This window comes from Sphingomonas hengshuiensis, from assembly GCF_000935025.1.
GTDB lineage: Bacteria > Pseudomonadota > Alphaproteobacteria > Sphingomonadales > Sphingomonadaceae > Sphingomonas > Sphingomonas hengshuiensis.
The window spans coordinates 2,669,708-2,694,573 of the sequence record NZ_CP010836.1 but is presented as its reverse complement, the minus strand read 5'-3'; the positions used below and the strand labels follow the sequence as shown (position 1 = coordinate 2,694,573).

General features: G+C 66.8%; 28 protein-coding genes. 14 read left to right on the top strand and 14 right to left on the bottom strand.

Features of this window, described 5'->3' with window-relative positions; all coding sequences use genetic code 11:
- Positions 1-32 precede the first annotated feature (32 nt).
- From TS85_RS11925 to miaA, 6 genes are all read right to left on the bottom strand, one after another.
- Positions 33-635, bottom strand: a complete 603-nt coding sequence (locus TS85_RS11925; RefSeq protein WP_044336205.1) for a TMEM175 family protein — start codon at positions 633-635, stop codon at positions 33-35.
- Positions 636-704: 69 nt separating this feature from the next.
- The gene (locus tag TS85_RS11920; protein ID WP_044332391.1) at positions 705-1,310 is read right to left on the bottom strand and encodes a YceI family protein; all 606 of its coding nucleotides are present in this window, start codon (positions 1,308-1,310) and stop codon (positions 705-707) included.
- A 94-nt stretch (positions 1,311-1,404) separates the two neighbouring features.
- On the bottom strand, positions 1,405-2,424 hold the full coding sequence (ilvC, locus tag TS85_RS11915; RefSeq protein WP_044332389.1) for a ketol-acid reductoisomerase: 1,020 nt from the start codon (positions 2,422-2,424) through the stop codon (positions 1,405-1,407).
- 141 nt (positions 2,425-2,565) lie between these two features.
- Positions 2,566-3,081, bottom strand: a complete 516-nt coding sequence (ilvN, locus tag TS85_RS11910; protein ID WP_044332388.1) for an acetolactate synthase small subunit — start codon at positions 3,079-3,081, stop codon at positions 2,566-2,568.
- 154 nt (positions 3,082-3,235) lie between these two features.
- Positions 3,236-4,981: an acetolactate synthase 3 large subunit gene (locus tag TS85_RS11905; RefSeq protein ID WP_044336204.1), complete on the bottom strand. Its 1,746-nt coding sequence runs from the start codon at positions 4,979-4,981 to the stop codon at positions 3,236-3,238.
- 81 nt (positions 4,982-5,062) lie between these two features.
- Positions 5,063-5,989 (bottom strand): tRNA (adenosine(37)-N6)-dimethylallyltransferase MiaA, encoded by a 927-nt coding sequence (gene miaA / locus TS85_RS11900; protein WP_044332386.1) that lies wholly within the window; start codon positions 5,987-5,989, stop codon positions 5,063-5,065.
- On the opposite strand from miaA, the gene serB reads away from it, so the two are divergent.
- Positions 5,988-6,863 (top strand): phosphoserine phosphatase SerB, encoded by an 876-nt coding sequence (serB, locus tag TS85_RS11895; protein WP_044332384.1) that lies wholly within the window; start codon positions 5,988-5,990, stop codon positions 6,861-6,863. The two genes, miaA and serB, sit on opposite strands and share 2 nt — an antisense overlap.
- Entirely contained in the window at positions 6,860-7,249 is a 390-nt protein-coding gene (locus tag TS85_RS11890; protein WP_044332382.1) for a hypothetical protein, read from the top strand. Before serB ends, TS85_RS11890 begins: the two co-directional genes overlap by 4 nt.
- Before the next feature lies 1 nt (position 7,250).
- On the opposite strand, the gene TS85_RS11885 is transcribed toward TS85_RS11890, so the two are convergent.
- On the bottom strand, positions 7,251-8,054 hold the full coding sequence (locus tag TS85_RS11885) for a MipA/OmpV family protein (RefSeq protein ID WP_052507875.1): 804 nt from the start codon (positions 8,052-8,054) through the stop codon (positions 7,251-7,253).
- A gap of 81 nt (positions 8,055-8,135) precedes the next feature.
- Positions 8,136-9,032 (bottom strand): SPOR domain-containing protein, encoded by an 897-nt coding sequence (locus TS85_RS11880; protein WP_320407119.1) that lies wholly within the window; start codon positions 9,030-9,032, stop codon positions 8,136-8,138.
- A gap of 214 nt (positions 9,033-9,246) precedes the next feature.
- Between TS85_RS11880 and TS85_RS11875 the strand changes: the two genes are divergently transcribed.
- From TS85_RS11875 to TS85_RS25425, 5 genes are all read left to right on the top strand, one after another.
- The gene (locus TS85_RS11875) at positions 9,247-9,960 is read left to right on the top strand and encodes a ParA family protein (RefSeq protein ID WP_044332379.1); all 714 of its coding nucleotides are present in this window, start codon (positions 9,247-9,249) and stop codon (positions 9,958-9,960) included.
- 10 nt (positions 9,961-9,970) lie between these two features.
- Positions 9,971-10,426, top strand: coding sequence for a hypothetical protein (locus TS85_RS11870; protein ID WP_044332376.1), 456 nt, complete (start codon positions 9,971-9,973; stop codon positions 10,424-10,426).
- Positions 10,427-10,436: 10 nt separating this feature from the next.
- A complete protein-coding gene (locus TS85_RS11865; protein WP_044332374.1) occupies positions 10,437-11,774 on the top strand; it encodes an SPOR domain-containing protein in 1,338 nt (445 codons plus the stop codon).
- Positions 11,775-12,115: 341 nt separating this feature from the next.
- Positions 12,116-13,045 carry an IS110 family RNA-guided transposase gene (locus tag TS85_RS11860; RefSeq protein WP_044332371.1) on the top strand — a complete coding sequence of 310 codons (930 nt, stop codon included), beginning with the start codon at positions 12,116-12,118 and terminating at the stop codon, positions 13,043-13,045.
- Between the two features lie 133 nt (positions 13,046-13,178).
- Positions 13,179-13,565, top strand: a complete 387-nt coding sequence (locus tag TS85_RS25425; protein WP_155006392.1) for a hypothetical protein — start codon at positions 13,179-13,181, stop codon at positions 13,563-13,565.
- A 53-nt stretch (positions 13,566-13,618) separates the two neighbouring features.
- Here the strand turns inward: TS85_RS25425 and TS85_RS11855 are convergent, their stop codons facing one another.
- The 6 genes from TS85_RS11855 to TS85_RS11830 form a co-directional block, all read right to left on the bottom strand.
- A complete protein-coding gene (locus TS85_RS11855; RefSeq protein ID WP_044332368.1) occupies positions 13,619-14,839 on the bottom strand; it encodes a dihydroorotase in 1,221 nt (406 codons plus the stop codon).
- A complete protein-coding gene (locus tag TS85_RS11850; protein ID WP_044332365.1) occupies positions 14,836-15,825 on the bottom strand; it encodes an aspartate carbamoyltransferase catalytic subunit in 990 nt (329 codons plus the stop codon). The genes TS85_RS11855 and TS85_RS11850 overlap by 4 nt, the downstream gene beginning before the upstream one ends.
- 57 nt (positions 15,826-15,882) lie before the next feature.
- Positions 15,883-16,188, bottom strand: coding sequence for a winged helix-turn-helix domain-containing protein (locus tag TS85_RS11845; RefSeq protein ID WP_044332362.1), 306 nt, complete (start codon positions 16,186-16,188; stop codon positions 15,883-15,885).
- Positions 16,185-16,634 (bottom strand): hypothetical protein, encoded by a 450-nt coding sequence (locus TS85_RS24125; protein ID WP_052507873.1) that lies wholly within the window; start codon positions 16,632-16,634, stop codon positions 16,185-16,187. The genes TS85_RS11845 and TS85_RS24125 overlap by 4 nt, the downstream gene beginning before the upstream one ends.
- Positions 16,635-16,739: 105 nt before the next feature.
- On the bottom strand, positions 16,740-17,201 hold the full coding sequence (gene ruvX / locus TS85_RS11835; RefSeq protein ID WP_044332359.1) for a Holliday junction resolvase RuvX: 462 nt from the start codon (positions 17,199-17,201) through the stop codon (positions 16,740-16,742).
- Positions 17,198-18,301, bottom strand: coding sequence for a DUF3089 domain-containing protein (locus TS85_RS11830; protein ID WP_044336201.1), 1,104 nt, complete (start codon positions 18,299-18,301; stop codon positions 17,198-17,200). Before TS85_RS11830 ends, ruvX begins: the two co-directional genes overlap by 4 nt.
- Positions 18,302-18,445: 144 nt before the next feature.
- Between TS85_RS11830 and TS85_RS11825 the strand changes: the two genes are divergently transcribed.
- The 7 genes from TS85_RS11825 to gatB all read left to right on the top strand — a co-directional run bounded on the left by TS85_RS11825 (position 18,446) and on the right by gatB (position 24,861).
- Positions 18,446-20,215 carry a DUF2339 domain-containing protein gene (locus TS85_RS11825; RefSeq protein WP_044332356.1) on the top strand — a complete coding sequence of 590 codons (1,770 nt, stop codon included), beginning with the start codon at positions 18,446-18,448 and terminating at the stop codon, positions 20,213-20,215.
- Positions 20,216-20,256: 41 nt separating this feature from the next.
- Positions 20,257-20,544: an Asp-tRNA(Asn)/Glu-tRNA(Gln) amidotransferase subunit GatC gene (gatC, locus tag TS85_RS11820; protein WP_044332354.1), complete on the top strand. Its 288-nt coding sequence runs from the start codon at positions 20,257-20,259 to the stop codon at positions 20,542-20,544.
- A 159-nt stretch (positions 20,545-20,703) separates the two neighbouring features.
- Positions 20,704-22,200 carry an Asp-tRNA(Asn)/Glu-tRNA(Gln) amidotransferase subunit GatA gene (gatA, locus tag TS85_RS11815; RefSeq protein ID WP_044332353.1) on the top strand — a complete coding sequence of 499 codons (1,497 nt, stop codon included), beginning with the start codon at positions 20,704-20,706 and terminating at the stop codon, positions 22,198-22,200.
- A 55-nt stretch (positions 22,201-22,255) separates the two neighbouring features.
- A complete protein-coding gene (locus tag TS85_RS25420; protein WP_155006391.1) occupies positions 22,256-22,453 on the top strand; it encodes a hypothetical protein in 198 nt (65 codons plus the stop codon).
- Positions 22,454-22,674: 221 nt separating this feature from the next.
- Complete coding sequence (locus tag TS85_RS11810) at positions 22,675-22,953, top strand: AbrB/MazE/SpoVT family DNA-binding domain-containing protein (protein WP_044332351.1); 279 nt, start codon at positions 22,675-22,677, stop codon at positions 22,951-22,953.
- Positions 22,954-22,958: 5 nt separating this feature from the next.
- Positions 22,959-23,363 carry a PIN domain-containing protein gene (locus TS85_RS11805; RefSeq protein WP_162184718.1) on the top strand — a complete coding sequence of 135 codons (405 nt, stop codon included), beginning with the start codon at positions 22,959-22,961 and terminating at the stop codon, positions 23,361-23,363.
- Positions 23,356-24,861 (top strand): Asp-tRNA(Asn)/Glu-tRNA(Gln) amidotransferase subunit GatB, encoded by a 1,506-nt coding sequence (gene gatB, locus TS85_RS11800; RefSeq protein WP_044332349.1) that lies wholly within the window; start codon positions 23,356-23,358, stop codon positions 24,859-24,861. Before TS85_RS11805 ends, gatB begins: the two co-directional genes overlap by 8 nt.
- Positions 24,862-24,866: the final 5 nt, after the last annotated feature.

The following is a 24,866-nucleotide window of genomic DNA, read 5'->3' as shown; positions in this document are numbered from 1 at the left end:
GGAAGGCGGGGCGGGCGGCTCGCCCGCCCGCCTCACCGCGCGAACAGATCGTCGAGCCGGCTGCGCGGCAGGAACCAGAACACGGCGACCACTGCCGCGCAGCCCAATCCAAGCCATGGCGAGACCAGCGTCAGCGGGAGTCCCGCGACATAGACGATCGTCGCCGCCACGCCCTTTCTGATGGTGCGGCGGTGATATTCGCGCGCCGCGCGCTCCTGGCTCCCGGTCGCGCGGATCACGCGCTGCAGCCAGGTGTACGCGAAGGACGGCAGCAACATGATGCTCATGTAGAGCAAAGTCGCCTCGCGCGTGAATTCCTGCTCCCCCAGATGGGCCGTGGCGAACGGCACCAGCGAAAGTGCGAACAGCAGCGCGATATTTGACCAGAGCAGCGCGTTCGTGATCCGAGCCGCATGATGGAACAAGCGGTGGTGGTTCACCCAATAGACCGCGACATAGGCGAAGCTGAGTACATAGGCGAGAAACACCGGCCATAGCGGGAGCAGGTGAATCAGCCCCGGTTCCTCCGGCGCGTGGAGTTCCAGCACCATGATCGTGATGATGATCGCGATCACGCCGTCCGAAAAGGCCTCGACGCGCTGCACGCCCGCCCGGCCTTCGATTTGATCTTCCATGTCCATCCCCCGCTGGTCGCCGCGCCCATCCTTCGTGGTTTGGCGCGACGACACAAGAGGGCGGCGAGATTACTGCGCGGCGAAGGCGGCGTTGATCTCGATCTTGACCTCGTCCGAGACGAACGGGACGTACTTGTCCATGCCGAACGCCGAGCGCTGGATCGTCGTCGTGGCGGAGAAGCCGAAGTTCAGCTTCTTGCTCATCGGGTTATCGCCCGCACCGACGAACTTCGCGTCGAGCACCACCGGCTTGGTGACGCCGTGCAGCGTCAGATTGCCGGTGATCTTGGCGGTGTTGCCGCTGGCGACGACGCCGGTCGAGACGAAGCGGATCGTGGGATAGGTTGCCGCATCGAAGAAGTCGGGCGTCGCGAGGTGCGTGTCGAGCGCCTTGACCGTAGTGACGATGCCGCTGGTCGGGATCGTGATGTCGAGCTTCGCAGCCGCGGGGTTCTTAGGGTCGATCGTCAGCGATCCGGTGGCGCCGCCGGCCTGGCCGGTGAAGGCGCTGAAGCCGAAATGGTTGACGGTGAAGGTCACCTGGGTGTGGCCGGTGTCGACGGGATAGGTGCCGGCAACGACGCGGCTCGCCTCGGGCTGGCCGGGAAGCTGGGGCGCCGTCTGGGCAAAGGCCGGAGTGGCGACGAGTAAAGCGAGAGTGAGAAAAGCGCGCATCAGGGGCTCCTTGCGGTAAATTGCCGCCCCTTTTGCGCCGACCGGCTTCGGGAAGCTACCCCCGAAGCCGGCAACATAGTGTTTCCCGTGAGGGTCAGTTCTTCGCCTTGTCCACCAGCTTGTTCGCGCCGATCCACGGCATCATGGCGCGCAACTCGCTGCCGACCTGCTCGATCGGATGCGCAGCCGCAGCCTTGCGCGATGCCTTCAGCTCGGGCTGACCGGCGCGGTTGTCGAGGACGAAATCCTTGACGAAGCGGCCCGACTGGATGTCCGCCAGGACGCGCTTCATCTCGGCCTTGGTCTCGTCGGTAATGATCCGCGGGCCGGTTTTGATGTCGCCATATTCGGCGGTGTTCGAGATCGAATAGCGCATGTTGGCGATGCCGCCCTCATAGAGCAGGTCGACGATCAGCTTGGTCTCGTGCAGGCACTCGAAATAGGCCATTTCGGGGGCATAGCCCGCCTCGACCAGCGTTTCGAAACCGGCCTGGATCAGGTGGGTGATGCCGCCGCACAGCACGGCCTGCTCGCCGAACAGGTCGGTTTCGCACTCTTCCTTGAAGTTGGTCTCGATCACGCCCGAACGCCCGCCGCCGACGCCGCTGGCATAGGCGAGCGCCACGTCATGCGCGTTGCCGGTCGCGTCCTGGTGGATCGCGATCAGGCAGGGCACGCCGCCGCCGCGCACATATTCGCTGCGCACGGTATGGCCGGGGCCCTTGGGCGCGATCATGATGACGTCGATGTCCGCGGGCGGCTCGATCAGGCCGAAATGGACGTTCAGGCCGTGCGCGAAGGCGAGCGCCGCGCCGGGCTTCATATTGCCCTTGATGTCGTTTTCCCAGATCGCGGCCTGATGCTCGTCGGGCGCCAGGATCATCAGGATATCGGCCCAGGCAGCCGCTTCCTTGTTCGACTTGACCGCGAAGCCCGCGTCGATCGCCTTCTTCGCCGTCGCCGAGCCTTCGCGCAGCGCGATCGCCACGTCCTTGACGCCGCTGTCGCGCAGGTTCTGCGCATGGGCATGGCCCTGCGAGCCATAGCCGAGGATCGCGATCTTCTTGTCGGTGATCAGGTTCAGATCGGCGTCGCGATCATAATAGACACGCATTCTAGCATTTCCCTTTTATCAGAGCGTCATGCTGAACTTGTTTCAGCATCCAACGTGCAACAGGCGGCGGCATCGCCGGTGGAGAGATGGACCCTGAAACAAGTTCAGGGTGACGGTTGGTTGTGGTTACCCTGTTGAAACTCAGGCCGCCTGCGCGCCCCGCGAAATCGCGACGATGCCGGTGCGGGCGACTTCGACCAGCCCGACTTCGCGCATCAGCTCGACGAACTTGTCGATTTTCTCCGTCGTGCCGGTGACTTCGAACACGAAGCTGGCGATCGTCGCATCGACCACGCGGCCGCGATACACTTCGGCCAGCCGCAGCGCCTCGATCCGGTGATCGCCGGTGCCCGCGACCTTGACCAGCGCCAGCTCGCGCTCGACATGCTCGCCATGCGTGGTGAGGTCGACGACCTTGTGCACCGGCACCAGCCGTTCGAGCTGGGCGATGATCTGTTCCATCACCTCCGCCGAGGCTGAGGTGACGATCGTGATCCGGCTGATCAGGTTGTCGTCGGTGATCTCCGACACGGTCAGCGATTCGATATTGTAGCCGCGCGCCGTGAACAGGCCCGCGATCCGGGCGAGGATGCCCGGCTCGTTATCGACGATGACGGCGAGCGTGTGCCGCTCTGCGGATTGTGGTTTGATGTGCATCTCTACTGCCTTCCCCTCCCTGCAAGGGAGGGGATCGAGGGGTGGGTGGAGGCGGGGCGATACGGGCGGGTCTTGGCAAGCGGACGCCGCACTGCCAGGCCTCGACCCACCCCCGGCCCCTCCCTGCAAGGGAGGGGAGCGAATTGCGTTCCCATCACACCAGCGCCTTGGCTTCGTCGTCCATCTCGCCCGAGACTTCGGCCGCCTGGAGGAGCATTTCGGTGTGCGCCGCGCCCGACGGGATCATCGGGAAGCAGTTGGTCAGCTTCGCCACGCGGCAATCGACGATCACCGGGCCGTCATGGTCGAGCATCGCCTGGATGCCGTCCTCCAGATCGCCGCGCGCATCGATGCGGATGCCCTTCCAGCCATAGGCCTCGCCCAGCTTGACGAAGTCGGGCAGCGCGTCGGAATAGCTTTCCGAATAGCGGCTCTGATAGGTCAATTCCTGCCATTGGCGGACCATGCCCATATATTCGTTGTTCAGGATGAATATCTTGACCGGCAGGCGATATTGCGTCGCGGTTGCCAGCTCCTGGATGTTCATCTGGATGCTCGCCTCGCCGGCGATGTCGATCACCAGCGCGTCCGGATTGCCCATCTGCGCGCCGATCGCGGCGGGCAGGCCATAGCCCATCGTGCCGAGACCGCCGCTGGTCAGCCATTTGTTCGGCTCTTCGAACCCGAAATGCTGCGCGGCCCACATCTGGTGCTGGCCGACTTCGGTGGTGATGATCGGCGAGCGGGCGTGCGTCGCCTCCCACAGCGCGCGGATCGCACGCTGCGGCATGATCACGTCCTGCCGGTCCTCGAAATCGAGGCAGCCCGCCTGGCGCCAGCCGTTGATCCGGCTCCACCATTCGGTGAGGTCGGGCTTGGGATGATTGCGCGCATGCCAGCAATCGATCATCTCGCGCAGCGCGATGCCGACATCGGCGATGATGGGCAGGTCGACGCGGACATTCTTGTTCACGCTCGACCGGTCGATGTCGATATGCACCTTGCGGCTGTTGGGCGCGAAGGCATCGAGCCGCCCGGTCACGCGATCGTCGAACCGCGCGCCGAATGCGATGATCAGATCGGCCTTGTTCATCGCCCAATTGGCTTCGTAGGTGCCGTGCATCCCCAGCATGCCGAGCCACTGGTCGGACGAGGCGGGCAGGGCGCCGAGCCCCATCAGCGTCGACGTGACCGGCGCGCCGGTGATCGCCGCCAGCTCGCGCAGCAGCCGCGATGCCTCCGGCCCCGAATTGATGATCCCGCCGCCGGTGTAGAAGACCGGGCGTTCGGCGGCGGCGAGCATGTCGACCGCTTCCTGGATCTTCGCCGCGTCGGGCTGGGTCTGCGGACGATAGGTCTTGTGCTGGATCGGGCCGGGTGCCTGATAGCGTGCGGTGGCGACCTGGACGTCCTTGGGGATGTCGATCACGACCGGGCCGGGGCGGCCCGAGGTCGCGATATGGAACGCCTCATGCACCGTCGCGCCGAGCTTGGCCGGGTCCTTCACCAGGTAATTATGCTTGGTGCAGTGCCGCGTGATGCCGACCGTGTCGGCCTCCTGAAACGCATCGGTGCCGATCAGCGCGGTGGGGACCTGCCCCGTGATGACGACCATCGGGATCGAATCCATCAGCGCATCGGTGATCCCGGTAACGGCATTGGTCGCGCCGGGGCCCGAGGTGACGAGGACGACACCCGGCTTGCCGGTCGAGCGGGCATAGCCCTCCGCGGCGTGCGTCGCCGCCTGCTCGTGGCGGACGAGGATGTGCTTGATCCGGTCTTGCTTGAAGATCGCATCATAGATCGGGAGCACGGCGCCGCCCGGATAACCGAAGATGACTTCCACACCGAGATCGCTCAGCGCCTCGATCAGAATGTCTGCTCCGCTCTTCTCGGTCACGATACGCACTCCCTTGCTGCGGTGCGCGCATAGCACCGCTGGAGGCGCGCTGCTAGCCGCACGAAAAATTCGTGTCAAGCGTTATTGAGGCAACTTAGTTTCAAAGAGAGAGATCAAAGAGTGTTTTTCTGTCTCGCTCGTGCGCTCCCACTCCGGAGGCGGCTGGCGGCGGAACCACGTATATTGCCGCTTCGCATATTGGCGGCTTGCCAGCGCGCCCGCCGCAACTGCCTGACCCGTATCGATTTCCCCGGCCATCAGCGCGCGCAGCTCGGGCACGCCGATCGCGCGGAGCAGCGGGGCGTCGGCGGGAATATCGGTCCGCGCGAGCAAAGCGGCGGCTTCGTCGCGGCCGGAATCGACCATATCGGCAAAGCGCCGGTCGATCCGCGCGCCCAGCCAGTCGCGGTCGGGCAACAGGATCAGCGGCACCAGCCGCACCGCATCCGCGATCCCGCCCACCCGCTGCGCCTGCCATTCGGCGAGCGGGCGCCCGGTCGAACGCACGACTTCGAGCGCGCGGGCGACGCGCAGCGTGTCGGCAGGCGCCAGCCGCGCCGCCGCCGGGGGATCGGCCAGCGCGAGCGCGGCATGCGCCAGCGCCACGGGCATCGCGCGCACCGCGCGGCGGATGTCGGGCGCGATCTCCGGCACCGGCGCGATCCCGTCGAGCAAGGTGCGCAGGTACAGCCCCGTGCCCCCGACCAGGATCGGCAACCGCTCCTGCGCATGCGCCTGCGCGATCTCCGCGCGCGCCTCCGCCGCCCAGCGTGCTGCCGAATAGGCGTCGGCGCCGTCGACATGGCCGAACAGCCGGTGCGGCGCGCGCGTCTCTTCCTCGATGCTCGGGCGCGCAGTGAGGACGCGCAGATCGGCATAGACCTGCATCGAATCGGCATTGATGATCGTGCCGCGATGCCGTTCGGCGAGCGCGAGCGCGAGTGCGGACTTGCCGCTCGCGGTCGGCCCTGCGATGAGCGCCACCGTTGGCCGATCAGGAGAAACCATGTTCATCGCGACGCTTGTAGCAGAAGGCCTGTCGGCCGGGCAGCTTTCCGATGCGCAGGATCGGCTGGCGGGCGTCGATTGCGCCCCCGGCGCGCGGCATTGGCTCGACGAGGGACGTGCGGCGGACCTGCTGTTCGTGTCGCATCCGGACGCAGCACGCGCCGCGCTGGAAGGCGCATTTTCCTTTACCGACGTGATCGTCCAGCCTGCCGCGAACCGCGAGAAAAAGCTGCTGATCGCCGACATGGATTCGACGATGATCACCGTCGAGTGCATCGACGAACTGGCCGATTATGCCGGGATCAAGCCGCAGATCGCCGAAGTTACCGAACGCGCGATGCGCGGCGAACTGGACTTCGCATCGGCGCTGGATGCGCGGGTGGCGCTGCTTGCCGGGCTTGATGAAGGGGCGATCGACCTTTGTTTGGCGGAGCGGGTGCGCAATTCGCCGGGGGCGGAGGCTCTGGTCAAGACGATGCGCGCACGCGGCGCCCTGACCGTGCTGGTGTCGGGCGGGTTCACGCGCTTTGCCGTGCCGGTGGGCGCGCGATTGGGGTTCGAACGCGTGATCGCCAATGTTCTGGAAGTCGGCAAAGGCCAGCTCACCGGCACCGTGACCAAGCCCATCGTCGACAGCGCGACCAAGGAAACCACGCTGCTGGGCGCTGCGGGCGAGCGCGGGCTCGACCTGCGCGAGACGCTGGCGGTGGGCGACGGTGCCAACGATCTGGCGATGATCCGCAAGGCGGGGCTGGGCGTCGCCTATCGCGCCAAGCCGATCGTCGCGGCGTCGGCAGGGGCGCGGATCGATCATGGCGACCTGACCGCCTTGCTCTACGCGCAGGGAATAGCCCGCGCCGACTGGGCGGCATGAGCGCCCTGCGCGGCGGGGCGCTGCTGTTGCTGACGCTGCTCGGAGGATGCGAGGGCGGCTCCAAGGCGGCAAGGATGTATGCGCGCGAGGCGGAGCAATCGACTCGCTCCGCGATGACGGTCGATTCCTATCGGCCTGCAAAGGCAATCGGCGATTGCCTCGCCGCCGATCCCACCCGGCGCGTCAACCTGATCGACCTGGAACGCCCGGTGCGCGACGAGGGCGCGGGCGTGACCTATGATCGCGTATTGCTGAGCCAGGTAACCCACGCGCTCGTGCGCATCCGCGACGTGCCGCTGGGCGCGGTCGTTACGGTCCATATCCGACCGCAGAGCGGGCTGTCGCCCTATGTCCGCAGCCGCGTAACCCTGTGCGCGGGGCGCTAGCTCAGCGGATCCCGCGCCCGAAGGTGTAGCTCAGGGCAAGGCCGCCCGAGAGCTGGTTGCGCGAGCCCAGGCTGCGGACGATCGGCGAGTCGCCGGCATCGCCGACCAGCCGGTCATATTTGGCAAAGCCGTACACGCCCCATCGCGGCGTGAACTGATAGGTCGCGGTCGCATTGGCGCCGATCGCATGGACCCCGCTGCCCGGATCATAGACGGGGAGCCCGGTCGCCAGCGCTTCGCGCGCGGAGACGCCGAAATAGGCATCCTGATAACGCCCGTCGGAGAGCGCGATGCGCGGCCCGATCGCGAACAGCCAGCGATCGCGGTCGCGCGCGACGTAATCGAGCCCGACTTCGCCGATCAGCCCGCCATGGCCATTAACCCCTTGGCGCAGTTCGGCATGGAGGCGGACCGGGCGCGCGAACCAGATATTGGCGAACCCGCCGAGTTCGACGGTGGTGCCGACTTCATCGATCCCCGGCCCGGTTTCGCTGCGCCGGCGACTGGTCTGCAGGTTGAACGCAGGCCCGACCGCGAAGCGCGCGGTGCGGAGCACCGGGATGCCGAAGCTCTCGTCGGCGGCCTCATATTCGAACGGATCGCTGCCCCGCGCGACGACGACGTCGACCAGCGGGCTCAGGCTGACCTTGTCCGACCCCGGATAATTGGGGATGAGCTGCGGCCCCAGCGCGACGCGCACGCGGCGCGGGGCATCGCGGTCCGCCTCCGCGGCGGACTGGGCGTGTGCGGCGCCACTCGAGGCGAGAAGGGCGAGCAGCGCGAGGCGCGGGAACGATCGAGTCATGTGCGGCTAACGCCATACTGCAATTTTCGTTGCGCGTGCGAAAAGAATTTTGCGGTGCGGTAAGCGCGCAGGGATCACGACCTATTTGCTGACGGGCACGCACGGGCGCACCGCGCCGCATGCGCCTGCCGCCTCCGCGCGCGAGGCGAAGGGGCCGACCAGCAATTTGGTGAGGGTGCCCGCCTTGACATAATAGGGCTGGCGGCCCGGGAAGCGCCCGCCGACCTGACCCCACAGCCTGCGCGCATTGCCGGGATCGCCGAACGCGCCGAGCTGGACGCGCCAGCCGCCGTCGCGCGGCGCTGCGGTGGCGACCGCTGGCGGTGCCGCAGCGGGGCGGGGCGGCGTCGGGCGCGGCACGGATTGTGCCACTGCCCGCACCGGCGGCTTCACGGCCGGCGTGTCGGCCACGCGCAGCGGGGGTACGGGAAGCCCGCCGCGATTATATTCCTCTTCATATTTGCGCGCCAAAGCGAGCCCCTGCTGGCGGTCGCCCAGCGGCATGAACTCGTCCATCTGCGCGCGGGCCTTCACCGCGGCGTCGAGCCCGGTCTGCGACGATCGGACCATCAGCGCATAGGCGCGCACCCAATCCTTTTCGATCGCGTCACCGTTGAACAGCATGACGCCCAGCACATATTGCGCGCGGGCATCGCCGCGCGCCACTGCCCGCTGGAGCCATTGCACCGCGTCGCCGCGCTTGCCGTTCTCGAACAGCGCGAGCCCGTAATTGGCCTCGGCCTGCTCATGCCCCTGCAGCGCCGCCTTGCGATACCAGTCCTCGGCGAGGCGGATGTCCATCGGCACGCCGCGCCCCAGCTTATAGGCCTGGCCCAAATTGAACTGGGCATCGGCATTGCCCCCGGTGGCGGCGGCGCGCCAGCGATCGACTGCGGTCTTATAGTCGCCGCGCTCATAGGCATCGACGCCGGCCTTCACCGAATCGTCCTGCGCGGCGGCAGGGAGGGCAAGCAACACGGCCCCCGCAATCATGGCCAACCCGGCAGACTTCATCCGATCCAACTCCTGCGCCCCGCACATGCGGATAAATGCCAGTTAACCATCGATTGGCAAAGATACCCTTAAGTCCCGCCACCGGCTTCCGCGTCCCGCCGCGGAACGCATTAACGCAATCTTATGAACGGAAATGCCATATCGGCACCGTAACCAATCGGGGGATTTGAGGGCATTCATGCGGGTTCTGGCGTTGGCATCGCAGAAAGGCGGGTCGGGCAAGACCACGCTGAGCGGGCACCTGGCGGTGCAGGCTCAGCTGGCTGGCCAGGGCCCGGTGGTGCTGATCGACATCGATCCGCAGGGCTCGCTGTCCGATTGGTGGAACGACCGCTCGACCGAGTTCCCCGCCTTCGCCCAGACCACGGTTGCACGGTTGGCCGCGGACCTCGAAATCCTGCGGCAGCAGGGCTTCCGCCTCGCGGTGATCGACACGCCACCCACGATCACGATGGCGATCCACAGCGTGATCCAGGTCGCGGAGCTGGTCGTGATCCCGACGCGCCCCAGCCCGCACGATCTGCGCGCGGTCGGCGCGACGGCTGACCTGTGCGAGCGTGCAGGTAAACCATTGATTTTCATATTGAATGCGGCGACGCCGGGCGCGCGGATCACGACCGAGGCGGCGATCGCGCTGTCGCAGCACGGAACGGTCGCGCCGATCACCATCCACCATCGCACCGACTTCGCGGCGTCGATGATCGACGGACGCACCGTGATGGAAGTCGATCCGGGCGGTCGTTCGGCGGGCGAGATCGCGGCGCTGTGGACCTATCTCTGCGATCGGCTCGAGAAGAATTTCCGCCGCACCGTTTTCGCGGCACCGGCCGCTGTGGGCGGGTTTGGCGGCGTGCGCCCGGCGGCGGGCTTTGGCCGTCGCGTGATGCGCTGAGGACCCACCGATGACCGCAACCCCCAGGAATTTTGCCTCGCTCTCCTCCGCGCTGCTCGCGCGCAAGGGGCACGCCAGGCCGGCGATGCGCCCGCAGGGCTTGGTCGATCTGTCCGCAGAGTCGCGTGACGAAATCGGCTTTGACGAAACCGGCGCCGAGGCATCGGTGCCCAAGCCTGTTGTCCTGCGCCAGCGCGCGGCGCTCGACGCCCGGGTCTCTGGCGAGGCGGAGGTCGCTGCGCCCGTCCGCGCACGGGCTCCGCGGGACCGTGCCGCCAGGAAGCCGCTGTCGGCGTTCACGCTGCGGCTGGACGATGATCGCCACTTTCGCCTTCGCCTGGCGTCGGCAGTGACCAATCAATCGGCGCAAAACCTCATGATCCGGGCGCTGGACGCCCTGCTCGATACGCTCCCCGAAGTCGATGCGCTCGCCCGCCAGACGACTTCGGTGGCGGATCGAGACTGAAGGAATGACCATGTATAGTCGTACCAAATTGAAGATCGCCCTCTCCGCGCTGGCCCTTGGGGTGGTAACCCTCGGCGCCTCAACGAACGGCTTCGGGCTCTCGGCGGTCGCCGCTTCTGGCCCGAGCGCCAAGAAGGCGGCGTCGGAGGCCGCGGATGCGCGCAAGGCGCTGGCCAAGCGCAAGGCGGCGCAGGCCGTGCAGCACGCCGAGGCGGCAGTGGCGAACGATCCGACCAACGCCGGCTATCGCGCGCTGCTGGGGCAGGCCTATCTCCTCGCGGGCCGGTTCGCCTCGGCGGGGCAGGCGCTGAGCGATGCGCTGGCGCTCAACCCCGAGGACGGGCGCGTGGCGCTCAACCTCGCGCTGGCCCGGATCGCGCAGGGCGATTGGGCGGGGGCGCGCCAGACGTTGCAGACGCATGCCGACCATATCCCCGCGAGCGACCGCGGGCTCGGCTTCGCGCTCGCCGGCGATCCGGTGACGGCGATCGAGATATTGACGCCGGCGGTGCGCGACCCGAGCGCGACCGCGAAGACGCGCCAGAACCTCGCGCTGAGCTTCGCGCTCGCCGGACGCTGGCGCGAGGCGAGCCAGATCGCGGCGATGGACGTGGCGCCGGACCAGCTCCAGGCGCGGATGCTCGAATGGGCCGCGTTCGCGCGCCCGACCAACGCCTATGACCAAATCGCATCGCTGCTCGGCGTGCGCCCGGTGCAGGATGCGGGCCAGCCGATCGCACTGGCGCTGACGCAGCAGCCGGGGGTCGCGGTGGCCGCGGTCGCTCCTGCCGCCGACGCCGTCGATGCCTATATGCCGGGCGTGCCCGCAAACGCCGCGGCGGTGTCCGCCGATGCGGGCGCCGCTGCCGAGCCGCTGTCGGCAGAGCCGCAGCCCGAGCCGCAGCAGGTTGCCGGCACCGGCGCGCAGGTCGTGTTCGGCCCGCGCGAGGAAATCGTCCAGCCGCTCCCCGGCATCCGCGCCGCGCCGGTGCGCAGCGCTGCGGCACAGCCCGCCACCAGGGCGAAAGCGGCGCCGGTGCCCGTCGCGGCGAAGGGCAGCTATTATGTCCAACTCGGCGCCTATCCCAATGCGGGTGTTGCACGCGATGCCTGGAGCCGTCACTTGCGCAGCGTACCCGCGCTGTCTGGCTCGACCCCGCAGGGCGCGCGGATCGCGACGCGCGCAGGCAATTTCTATCGCCTGTCGGTGGGCGGCTATGCCCGCGCCGACGCCGACGCGCTGTGCCGTCAGGTCAAGGCACGCGGCGGCGCGTGCTTCGTGCGCGGCCAGGCAGGGGACGCGGTGGCGGCATGGGCGAAGGGCGGGATGCAGGTGGCTTCGCGCTGAGGCGGGGCTGGGCTAGATAACGTTGCGCGATCACGCCGGTAGTGGCGCCTGTCTTAGGATCCTTCCCCGCCAGGGGGAGGTGGCAGGCGCAGCCTGACGGTGGGGGAGGAAGCACATCGCGTCGTTCGTGCGTCCGCCCCCTTGTATCTGGACGAGCACGGCTCGTTTCTGCTGGAAGCGACTGAGCGCCGGTGTGGGTGGCCACCCACACCGGCGTGGCGGCGATGTCGCCCGTTCCCCCTCAGGTGCTCACCGCGACGGAGCCTGGGATCATCGCCGTTGTCACGCACGACCGAACAGTCGGTTGATTCTCAATCGCACAGACAAGGCAGGTTACCGTGATGCGCAACCTTTGTGGAGTGGATGTTTCCAAAGCCTGGCTCGATAGCTGGTCCGCCGGACGATATCAGCGTTTCGCCAACACGGCAGAAGGCGTCGCGCAACTGCTCGCCTTCTGCCGCGAACACAGTGTCGAACTGGTCGTGATGGAGGCGTCGGGAGGTGTTGAGCAAGCTGCCTTCCTGGCGCTGTGGAAGCAGGGTCAGCCCTGCGCCATCGCCAACCCCAGGGCCGTCCGCAGCTTCGCCGACGCGATGGGCAATCTGGAGAAGACAGATCGCATCGATGCCGAGATGATCGCCGGTTATGCCGATGCCAGACAGCTGGTCGCCACGCCTCCGCCGTCTGAGGATCAGCGCCGGCTGACGGCACTTACGGCCAGATTACGCCAGGTTACCGCCGATCTCTCGGTCCAGAAGCAGCGGCTGCACAGCACCAGTGAGCCCACCGCATTGGCGAGCCTGAAGGAGGCGATTGCCTTTTTCAACCGCCAGACCAAGGCGCTTGCAGCCCAGATCGCGGCGCTGATCACCGCCGATCCGCTCTGGGCCGAACTCGACAAGACCATTCGTTCGATCAAGGGCCTTGCCGACAGAACCGTTGCCGTTCTGCTCGCCGACCTGCCGGAACTCGGCACCCTCTCGAACAAGGCAATCGCCAAGCTCGCGGGCCTTGCTCCCCTCGCCAACGACAGCGGACAGCGCAATGGCCGGCGCCGCGTTCGGGGTGGAAGGCCTTCCGTCCGATCGATCCTCTACCTCGTCGCCGACGTCGCCAGAAAATACGACGACGATCTCGCCAGCTTCCGCGACCGGCTGCTCGCACAGGGCAAGGCGAAGATGGTCGTCCGCATCGCTCTCGCACGAAAATTACTCGTCAGGCTCAACGCAAAAGCCCGCGATGCACGCGCGCAAATAGCCCATGCCCTTTGACAAACCAGATAGTCGCTCCGTCGCCTTCGGCGCCACCTCCCCCTGGCGGGTGAGGATCAAATAACGACAACTCCACCATACTGGACATCATGTACTTTGCTGGCGCAGTCTTCTCGTTGTTTGAGGAGAGGGTATGATTGCTCTGCCGCTGATGATCGCCGTCATACAAATATCTGAGACTGATTTTCCCGATAGCTTTCGCCGAGGGGATGTAGGAGCATATATTTCTTGCATCCGCGCAGAGGGTGGCGCGGACGCTGACCCTGATCAAATGCCAGATCGGACTGCGCCTACGATTGTCTATTACGGGCAATTAACCCGCTATTGCGGCCCGCGACGATCACGAGCGATTTCCCAACTACTCAAGCTCATTCAGGCTCGCCATCCAGATTGGGACAAAGAGCGCCTGCACAAGTCGGTGGAGTTCGTGCTGTCTGGATTGGAGCTTGAGGTGATCAACGATGGTCGCCGCCCTAATGACAGGGCCGTCCATGATTTTAGTACCTGTCTACAGTTTTAGAATTACTGACGATCTCAAACGCCCGCTTCCACTTTTCCCGTCCCCACGCCCTGCTACCCGATCGGCGCGCCGCCCTTATACAGCCCCAGCACCTTCCCCTGCACCGGCAGCCGGTCGAACGGGGTGTTGCCGGCACGCCCCGCCATCCGCACCGCATCGATCTGCCACGGCGCGCCGGGATCGAGCACCACCAGGTCGGCGGGCATTCCCACGCCCAGCGTCCCGGTCTCCAGCCCCAGGATGCGCGCCGGGTTCGCCGCGAGCAGCGCGAACAGACGCTCGATCGGGATCAGCCCGTCGCGCACCAGCCCCAGCGACAGCGCGAGCAGCGTGCCCGCGCCCGACATGCCGGGCTGCGAGTCGGTGAAGGGCAGGCGCTTTGCCTCCGGCCCGCGCGGGTCATGGCCCGATGCGATCACGTCGATCGTACCGTCGCGCACCGCCGCCAGCGCCGCCTGCCGGTCGCTCTCGTCGCGCAAGGGGGGCGAGAGATGGGCATAGGTGCGGAAATCGCTGGTCGCGATGTCGGAGAGCAGCAGGTGCGCGGGGGTGATGCCACAGGTCACGGCCACGCCCCGGCGCTTGGCGGCGCGGATGAGGTCGAAGCCTGCTGCCGTCGTCACCTGCCGGAAATGGAGCCGTGCGCCGGTTTCCTCGGCGAGCATCAGGTCGCGCGCGATCGCCAGCGCCTCGGCGATGGCGGGGGCGGCGGGCAGGCCGAGGCGAGTCGCGGTCTCGCCCTCGGTCGCGACGGTGCCGTCGGTCAGCCCGCCATCCTCGGCATGGGCGACGACGGTCAGGTCGCAGTCGCGGGCATAGACCAGCACCTTGCGCATCATCCCTGACGACGCGATCCAGCCGCGCCCGGTGGCGACTGCGCGGGCGCCGGCGCTCGCGTTGATCGCCATTTCGGCGAGGTCCTGCCCCTCCAGCGCGCGCGTCGCCGCTGCGATCGGGTGGACCCACAGCACCGGCTTGCCGCTCAGCGCGGCGCGGCGGACGATACCGGGATCGTCGAGCACCGGCGACTGATCGGGCATCAGCCCGACACGCGCGATCCCGCCCGCCTGGCACGCCGCCTTGTCGACTGCGAACACGCCCAGATCGACAAGGGCAGGCGCCAGCGTCTTGCCGCCCAGTTCGATCCGCTGCGCATCGCTGGGGATTTCGAAGCTGCCGATCGCGGCGATCGTGTCGCCCTCGACCAACAGGTCGCCGCGCGACACGCCGCTTTTGGGGCAGACCAGCTCGGCATTGAGGAACGCGGTCTTCATGCCCAGCCCTCCACGCCGCGGCTGGCGCGGGTCAGCACGTCGAGGCACGCCATGCGGACGGCGACGCCCATCTCCACCTGTTCGGTGATCGCGCTGCGTTCGGGGTCGTCCGCTACGCTCGAATCGATCTCCACGCCGCGATTCATCGGGCCGGGGTGCATCACCAGCGCATCGGGCGCGGCGCGGGACAACCGCTCGGGGGTGAGGCCGTAGCGCATGTGAAACTCGCGAGTGGAGGGGATATACCCGCCCGACATCCGCTCATTCTGGACGCGCAGCATCATCACGACGTCTGCCCCCTCCAGCGCGGCATCGAAATCGGTGAACGGCGTGACGTACATCCGCTCGATCGCGGCGGGCATCAGCGTGGAGGGGGCGACGACGCGCACTTCGGCGGCCAGCGCGGTGAGCGCGAGCATGTTCGAGCGGGCGACGCGGCTATGCAGGATGTCGCCGCAGATCACCACGCGCTGCCCCGCCACGCTGCCCCGGCGCCTGCGGATGGTGAGCGCGTCGAGCAGCGCCTGGGTGGGGTGTTCGTGCCAGCCATCGCCGGCGTTGAGGACCGGGCAATCGACCTTGTCGGCGATCAGCGCGACGGCGCCCGAGCTGCCATGGCGGATCACGATCACGTCCGATCGCATCGCATTGAGCGTCGCGGCGGTATCGAGCAGGGTCTCGCCCTTCTTCACGCTCGACTGGCCGACCTGCATGTTGACCACATCGGCGCCCAGCCGCTTGCCCGCGATTTCGAACGACAGCAAAGTCCGCGTGCTGTTCTCGAAAAAGGCATTGATCTGGGTGATGCCCTCCAGCCTCTTGTCGCTCTTGGCGCGGGTGCGGTTGACCTCGACCCATTGCTCCGCCTCGTCGAGGAGGAAAATGATCTCGTGCGGCTGGAGGCCCGCAATGCCGGTGAGATGCCGGTGCGGGAAGGCGGCGCGGCCGGGAAGCTGCGCCGCGGGGCTGTGATCGGATGCGTGCATTAAAAGCGCGGCCTAATCCCCGATCGGCGACGGCGCAACCCGCGCCGTCGCCCGATCTCATTCGCCGCTCGGCACCGTGGCGGCCGCGAGTTGCTGCAGCGCCTTCACATGGCCGGCGAACGCCTTGCTCCCCGCGCGGGTGAGCGCGAGCCAGGTCCGCTGACGCCCGCCGATCGCGGCCTTGCGGACCTTCACATAGCCCGCCTCCTCAAGCTGTTTCACATGCTTGGACAGCACCGAGTCGCTGACCTCGAGCGTGTCGCGCAGCAGCGCGAACTCGACTTCGTCGGCGGAGGACAGGACGGCGCACGCCTGTAGCCGGGCGGGGGCGTGGATCACAGGATCGAGGGCAGGGGCGCTCATGCCGCGCGCTCCAGATCGGCCCGATACGCCTTGTCCCACAGCCAGCCGCCCAGCGTCGCGACGACAAAAGCGAGGAGCGCGGCCTGCCACACGGTCAGAAACTGTCGTGCCGGTTCGGCGACGGGCGCGGTTACGAACAGGATGGCGACCAGCGCGGCCAGAAGTCCTACCGCGACCCAGCGCGTGCGTCCGGCCCGGTAGCCATTATTCCACCGCCCCGTGGCGTTGCGTTGCCACCGATACAGCAGCACGCCCAGAGCGATCGTGGCGCCAACGATGAACACGCGCCGCCAGCCGCCAAAGCCCAGTTGCAGGATAATTCCGGCCATGACGGCGCCGTACAGCAGATGGTGTATCCAGCCCAGCTTGCCGCTACGGCCCATCTTGCGCCGCGCATCCCGAACGGCGTTGAGCGCCGCCTCGGCTTCGTTGGGGTTCAATGTCATCGGTATGTCCCTTTCACTTTCCAGTATGGAAAGGAATGCCGGTCATTTTCCGATTCGGCAAGTGATAACTTTCCAATATGGAAAATTAAACGCGGCGGGCTCGCCTCACGCATTCACCAGCGCGTCGATCGCGGCTTGCAGGATGTGCGCGGCGGCCATCTTGTCGATCGCCTCGGCGCGTTTGGCGCGGCTCATGTCCTGCTCGATCAGCACGCGCTCGACCGCGACGGTCGACCAGCGCTCGTCCCACATCAATATCGGGAAGCCCATATCGTCGAGGTTGCGGGCAAAGGCGCGGGTGGATTGGGTGCGGGGGCTGTCGGTGCCGTCGAGGTTGAGCGGCAGGCCGACGACGATGCCCGCCACCTGCTGCGCGGCGATCAGCTCGGCCAGCGCGGCCTTGTCCTTGGTGAACTTGGTCCGGCGGATCAGCAGCGCGGGGCTGGCGAAGCTCCACCCCGCGTCGCACAGCGCGGTGCCGATCGTCTTGGTCCCGACATCAAGCCCGATCAACCGCCCGCCGGTGGGCAGGGCGGCGCGGAAATCGGCGGCGGCGGAGGTTATCACTTGCCGAACGCCGCCATGCGCCGCTCGGCATCCTGGCGGATGTTCGCCCAGAACAGGCTGTAGTCAAACACATGATAATTGTTGCCCGGCAGGACATATTGGCCCAGCTCGGGCGGGTTGCTGCCGATCATCAGGAAGCCGCGCCCGTCGCAGCGCGCGGGCACGCGACCCACGGCCAGCGACGCGCCCTGGAAATCGCGGTCGGGGATCAGCGCGCCGAGATTGGCCTCTGCGGGAGCAGCGCCGCCCGCCGCGCCGGTCAGCGGATTGGTGCATATCATCGCGGTGCCCGCCCGCGACGCGCCGGTAAAGCCGGTGGTGGCGTCGAACGTATCCATGATGAGCGCGGTGTCGGCGGGCTCGGCAAAGCTCTGCCACGACAGGATGCAGCCGGTCTGGTCGGGGCGCTCGCACGCGGACAGGCCCATGCGCGGCAGATCGGCAGTGATCGATACCGGCCAGCCCACGACATAGGCCGCGACGATCCGCTTCGCGAGCGGCTTGCCCGCGACTCGGTCGACGAGCAGCCGCGACAGATGCAGCGCCCCCTGGCTGTGTCCGGCAAGGAGGATCGGGCGGTCGCCGGCCTCGACCAAAAACGCGTCGAACGCGGCCAGGACGTCGCGATACGCGAAGTCGAGCGCCTGTTGCGCCTGCTTCTTGCTGGTCAGGAATGCGCCGAAGGTCGCCTGACGATAGCGCGGGGCCCAGATCGCGCCGACCGAATTGAACGCGCTCGCCTGCCCGCGCAGGAACAGCGCGGCGCGGGCGTTTGCATCGGCATTGTCGAGCGGCGCGTTCCACATCTTGGTATCGAGAAAAGAGGTGGGGTGGACGAAGAACACCGCCGCCTTGGGGTCCGCAGCGGGGCTATAGCCTTGGGGCGTCCACAATGCCGGGTTGCCGGGCTTGTCCGGTCGCGCGATCCACAGTTCGGCGCGGGCATAGTCCGCCGCTGCTGCGGGGGGCAGCGCTACCACCTCGCCCGCGGGCACCATGAACTGGCGCATGAGCTGTACGCCGTACAGGCGATAGGCAAAGCTGGCTGCGAGCGCGAGCACGATCAGGACTGCGACGACATATAGGAACTTCCGGGCCAAGCCCATTCTCCATTGTGCAATGCAGCATAAACCGCGTGAGTGGCAATCGCATTCCCGTGGCGCACGATTGCCGGATGCGCAACCGCGTTGACGCGGGCATGTCATGCGCGGATGCTTCGGCGGAGATAGCGGGGGGAAGCCATCATGACCGACAGCGTCTGGTACGAAACCACGGAGCCTGCGCCGATCGAAGAGCCGGCGAAACCCTGGCCGCTGCGCCCCGTGCTGCTGGCCGTGATCGGGCTTGGCGCCGGGCTTTTGGCGCATCTTATCCTGGGCAAGGCCTACGCCACGCTGTCCGCTCGCGACGCCAGCCTGTTGACCGGCGTGCTTCTGGGCGCGGTCCTGACCGGCTTTACCCTCGAACGGCGGCTCTGGTGGGCGTCGATCGTCTTTGCGCTCGTCATGGCGGTGGTCGGCGCGCTGGTTCTCTATTGGAACGGGTCGCCCGGCGGCTGGAGCGCGGGCGAGGGGTGGCGGATGGTCAGCCTGGCGCTGGCAGTGGCGATCGCGGCGCCGCTGTTCCAGGCGGCGCGCGACGAAGGCACGGTGCGCACGCCCTATCCAGTGGTCCACGACCATGCCTGGACCAACATCGTGCTGTGGTGCGCGTGCTGGCTGTTCGTCGCAATCGTGTTCGCGATGACGTGGCTGCTCGCATCGCTGTTCCTGCTCATCAAGATCGAGTTCCTGCGCGAGCTTCTGGAGAAGAACTGGTTCTGGCGCGCCCTGATCGGCGCGGCGTTCGGGGCAGGGCTGGGGGTGCTGCGCGAGAATGATGGCGTCGTACGGCTGCTCCAGCGCGTGGTGGCGACGGTGCTGGGCGTTTTGGCGCCAGTGCTGGCGGTGGGGCTGGTGCTGTTCCTGCTTGCGCTGCCCTTCACCGGGCTGAACGCGCTGTGGGACGCGACGAGCGCGACCACGCCGATCCTGCTGAGCTGCGCGATCGGCGCGCTGATCCTGGCGAATGCCGTGATCGGCAATGCCCCCGAACAGGAGAAGCGCTTTCCGCTGCTGCGCTTCGGCGCGATGGCGCTCGCGGCGACGATCCTGCCGCTGGCGGTGCTCGCGACGATCGCGATTGCGCTGCGGACTGGGCAATATGGCTTCACGCCGCAGCGGCTATGGGCGATCGTGTTCGTCGCGATCGCGTGCCTGTACGGCGCGGCGTACTGGGTCGCGCTGGCCTGGGGGCGGCTGAACTGGGGTGCGCGGGTGCGCCCGCTGAACCTCGCGCTGGCGTTTCTGGTTTGTGGCGTCGCGCTGGTGCTGGCGACGCCGCTGGTGAGCTTCAATGCGATTTCGACGCGCGATCAGGTCGCGCGGCTGGAGGCGGGCAAGCTGACGCCCGAGACATTCGACTGGCGCGCGCTGGCCTATGATTTTGGGGAGCCGGGCAGGGCAGCGCTCGCAAAGCTCCGCGGTTCAGCCAATGCCGAAATCCGCCGTCGCGCCATGCAGGCGACCGAGGCGCCGAACCGCTGGGGCGTTGCCGAGTCCATGCCACCCCGCGCCGATCTGGCGAAGCGTATCCGGGTGCTGCCCGCCGGGTCGCCTCCAATTCCCGACGCACTGCTCGACTATCTCGCGCAGGCGCGATGCGGCGTCGCGCAGGAGTGGGGATGCACCGTCGTCCTGCTGGGCGCCGACTCTGCGCTGCTGTTGCGCGATTCCTGCTTCGGCAGCCGCTTCGGCCGCCTGTGCGATGACACGGATTCGCTGCGGCAGGCTGATGGAAAGTGGAACTTGGAGGCGTCGCGCGAGCTTCGGATATCCGTTGCGCCCGACGACGCCGCCAAGGCGCGCGTCGCTGCGCAGAAGCAGGCTTATGCTGCTGGGCAGATCGAGGTCCGCAAGGTGGAGCGTCGCCAGGTGTTCGTCGGCGGGCAGCCGGTCGGCGATGCGTTCGAGTAACGACGCTTGAAGGCGCGGGTCGCGGCTGATAGTCGCGGCCCATGTCCGTAGATACCGCCACCGTGAAAAAGGTCGCGAGCCTAGCCCGCATCGCGATCACCGACGCCGACGCCGAGAAACTGGCGCCGGAGCTGAACAACATCCTCGGCTGGATCGAGCAGTTGGGGGAGGTCGACACATCGTCGGTCGAGCCGATGACCGCCGTGATCCCCAACATCCTGCGCCTGCGCGAGGATGTGGTGACCGAGGGCCAGCAGCGCGACGCGATCCTCGCCAATGCGCCGCAGGGCGAGCATGGCTTTTTCACCGTCCCGAAGGTGGTCGAATGAGCCGGGCTCCCGCCATCCTCCGCCGTGCGCAGTGCTTCGACAGGCTCAGCACGAAGGGGCTTTTGTTGGCGCCTTCCTCCGCTACCGTTCGCCCTGAGCTTGTCGAAGGGCACTTCCCGGCATTCTGTTCGGCTGGCTCCTGTACAAACGGAATTTCCTGTGACTGAACTAACCGACCTGGGCATTGCCGCCCTGCGCGACGGCATCCGCGCCAAGACCTTCTCCGCGCGCGAAGTCGCCGATGCGTTCATCGTCAAGGTGAGCGCGGCCAAAGCGCTGAACGCCTTCATCGTCGAAACCCCCGAGCACGCGCTGGAAGCCGCCAAGGCCGCCGACGAAGCGGTCGCGGCGGGCGAAACGCTCAAGCCGCTGGCCGGCGTGCCGATCGGCATGAAGGACCTGTTCGCGACCAAGGGCGTCCAGACCACCGCCGCCAGCCATATCCTGGAGGGCTTCAAGCCGGTCTATGAATCGACCGTCTCGGCCAAGCTCTGGGATGCCGGCGCCGGGATGCTGGGCAAGCTGAACCTCGATCAGTTCGCGATGGGTTCGTCGAACGAAACCAGCTATTTCGGCAATGTCGTGTCGCCCTGGCGGCGGGGCGCCAATGGCATCGGCGCGCGCGACAACGCGCCGCTCGCGCCCGGCGGATCGTCGGGCGGCAGCTCGGCGGCGATCGCGGCGCGGATCGTGCCCGGCGCCACCGGCACCGACACCGGCGGATCGATCCGCCAGCCCGCGGCCTTCACTGGCATTTCGGGCATCAAGCCGACCTATGGCCGCTGCTCGCGCTGGGGCGTGGTCGCCTTCGCCTCGTCGCTCGACCAGGCCGGGCCGATGGCGCGCAGCGTGCAGGATTGCGCGATCCTGCTGGAGAATATGGCGGGTTTCGACCCCAAGGATTCGACGTCGCTCCAACTGCCCGTGCCCGATTGGGAAACGGCGCTGAGCGGCGATCTGCGCGGCAAGAAAGTGGGCATCCCCGCTGAATATCGCCTCGACGGCATGTCGAACGAAATCGCGGCGCTGTGGCAGCAGGGGATCGACTGGCTGAAGGACGCGGGCGCCGAGATCATCGACGTGTCGCTGCCCCACACCAAATACGCGCTGCCGGCCTATTACATCATCGCGCCGGCAGAGGCCTCGTCGAACCTCGCGCGCTATGATGGCGTCCGCTATGGCCTGCGCGATCTGCCCGAGGGTGCGAACCTTCAGGACATGTACGCCGCCACCCGCGCGGCAGGCTTTGGCGAGGAAGTGAAGCGCCGCATCCTGATCGGCACCTATGTCCTGTCGGCAGGGTTCTACGACGCCTATTACACCCAGGCGCAAAAGGTCCGGACGCTGATCGCGCAGGATTTCGAGAATGCGTTCTCGATCTGCGACCTGCTGCTGACCCCCACAGCGCCGAGCGCTGCGTTCGCGCTGGGCGAGAATGCGGACCCGCTGGCGATGTACATGAACGACGTCTTCACGGTGCCCGCCAGCCTGGCCGGCCTGCCCGCGATGAGCGTGCCGGGCGGCATCGACAAGGCCGGGCTGCCGCTCGGCCTCCAGATCATCGGCAAGCCGCTGGACGAGCAGGGCGTGCTGAACGCCGGACTCGCGATCGAGCAGCGGGCCGGGTTCACGGCGCGGCCAGAGGTGTGGTGGTAGTAGCTATCGCAATTTTGGAAGTAACTACAGGTCCGTGCAATTTAAGGATACCGCAATGCTGATTTCGATCCTCGTCGACGGCGCAGAAATCGTTATCGAATCTGACGTGGTGCTTAAAGAAGGCGAAAATGTCCGACTTTCTCCAGATAAATTAGTGAAGGTTTCGAAGGTCGAATACACCATAAAAGATGGCCGCCTAGGGCAGATTGCTTATGTTGATACACCTTACACGCTGAGCTACGATAGCCTGTGAGGCTCAGGATGCATCCCGTCCAAAACCGGCGAGTGGGATGTTACGATTGGCCCGGAAGTCAATGCGTAGGGTCACGCCAAGCTTTCTCCCGGACGCCTCAAGCAAACTCGGCGCCGAGCACGATGCCGATGTGTGTCTGATGGGCTTGGGGTCCCCGGAGTTTTGGGTCCCCGGAGTTTTGGCAGTGGACGGTATTACCTCGAAATGGTAATACTGTGACCATGAGCAAGCAGAGCCGCATGACCGTAAAAGGGCAGGTGACGATCCCCAAGGACGTACGCGACTCGCTTGGGCTAAAGCCGAACGAACTCGTGGAGATCGCGATGCTCGGCGACGACGCTGCGGTGATCCGTAAGCCTCGGCGCGATGCCGCAGCGGAGCGGGAGCGGCTTATCGTCGAGATGCGCGCCGTTTCCGATCGCTTCGCGCATCTGCGCGAGGGGCGCGCGACGGATGAGATCATGCGCGAGATTCGCGGCGGCGACTCGCTGCCCGCGTGATCCTGGTGGATACGAACATTCTGGTCGATATTCGCGAGCGCGATCCGCTCTGGCAGGATTGGTCGCTGGGTGCGGTCGCCGATGCCCGTCTGGCCGGCCCGGTGGCAGCCAGCGTGGTGACGATCGGCGAGCTTGGGTCGCGCCAGGGCTCGCTGGAGGAACTGCTGGCGTTCACTGCCGCACTTGGGATGGGCACCACGCCGCTGAGCGCCGAGGCGGCACATCGCGCTGGCGCCGCGCAACGGGCGTACCGCGTCGCAGGCGGAAAGCGCGAGAAGCTGCTCGCCGATTTCCTGATCGGCGCCGCTGCGGAAGTCGCGGGTGCGGCGCTGTTGACGCGCGATCCACACCCCTATCGCACCTATTTCCCCGAATTGACTCTTATTACACCAGAGACCGAAAATGGCTGAAGCACCCACCTACCGCATCAAAGGCGACACCGGCGACTGGGAGGTCGTGATCGGCCTCGAAGTCCATGCCCAGGTCACGTCCAACGCCAAGCTCTTTTCGGGCGCCGCGACCGAATTCGGCGCAGAGCCGAACAGCCAGGTGTCGCTGATCGACGCGGCGATGCCGGGGATGCTCCCGACGCCGAACAAGGAATGCATCCGCCAGGCGGTGCGCACCGGCATGGCGATCGGCGCGGTCATCAACAAATGGTCGCGGTTCGATCGCAAGAACTATTTCTACGCCGATCTGCCGCAGGGCTATCAGATCAGCCAGCTCTACCACCCGATCGTGGGCGAGGGGCGGATCGAGATCAGCCTGGACGAGAAGGACCCCGAGGCCTTTACCAAGACGATCGGCGTCGAGCGCATCCATGTCGAGCAGGATGCCGGCAAGCTGATGCACGACCAGCATCCCAGCCGCTCCTATGTCGATCTCAACCGCGCCGGCGTGGCGCTGATGGAAATCGTCAGCCGCCCCGACATGGCATCGCCTGCGGAAGCCGGGGCGTATGTCAAGAAGCTGCGCTCAATCCTGCGCTATGTCGGATCGTGCGACGGCAACATGGAAGAAGGCTCGATGCGCGCCGACGTCAATGTCAGCGTGCGCAAGCCCGGCGACCCGCTGGGCACGCGGACCGAGACCAAGAACGTCAATTCGGTGCGCTTCGTCATGGCCGCGATCGAATATGAGGCGCGTCGCCAGGTCGAGGTGCTGGAAAGCGGTGGCCGGATCGTTCAGGAAACGCGGCTGTTCGATCCCGACAAGGGCGAGACGCGGTCTATGCGGTCGAAGGAAGACGCGCATGATTATCGCTACTTCCCCGATCCCGACCTGTTGCCGCTGGAGCTGGACGACGCGTTTCTCGACGCGTGCCAGGCGAGCCTTCCCGAACTGCCCGACGCCAAGCGCCGCCGGTATGAGGAATCGCTGGGGCTGAGCGCATACAACGCCGCCGTGCTGACCGCGGAGGCGGAGACGGCGCGCTGGTTCGAGGCGCTGCTGGCGGAGAGCGTGCGGGTCCAGGCGAAGGGCGAGCAGGAAGTCGCGCGCGCGGCGGCCAACTGGCTGATTTCGGACCTGTATGGCGCGCTCAACCGGCTGGGCAAGACGGTCGATGAGAGCCCGGTGAGCCCCGAACAGGGCGCCGAACTGCTGGCGCTGGCGGCGGACGGCACGCTGTCCGGCCCGCTGGCCAAGCAGGTGTTCGAAATCATGCTCGAGACCGGCGACGCCCCCGCGAAGATCGTCGAGGAGCGCGGGCTCAAGCAGACCAGCGACACCGGCGCGATCGAGGCGGTGATCGCCGAAGTGATGGCGAACAACCCCAAGCAGCTAGAGCAATATCGCGGCGGCAAGGAAGCGCTGTTCGGCTTCTTCGTCGGCCAGACGATGAAGGCGATGGGCGGCAAGGCCAATCCTGCGGTGGTCAACGAACTGCTGAAGAAGGCGCTGGCGTAAGGAGA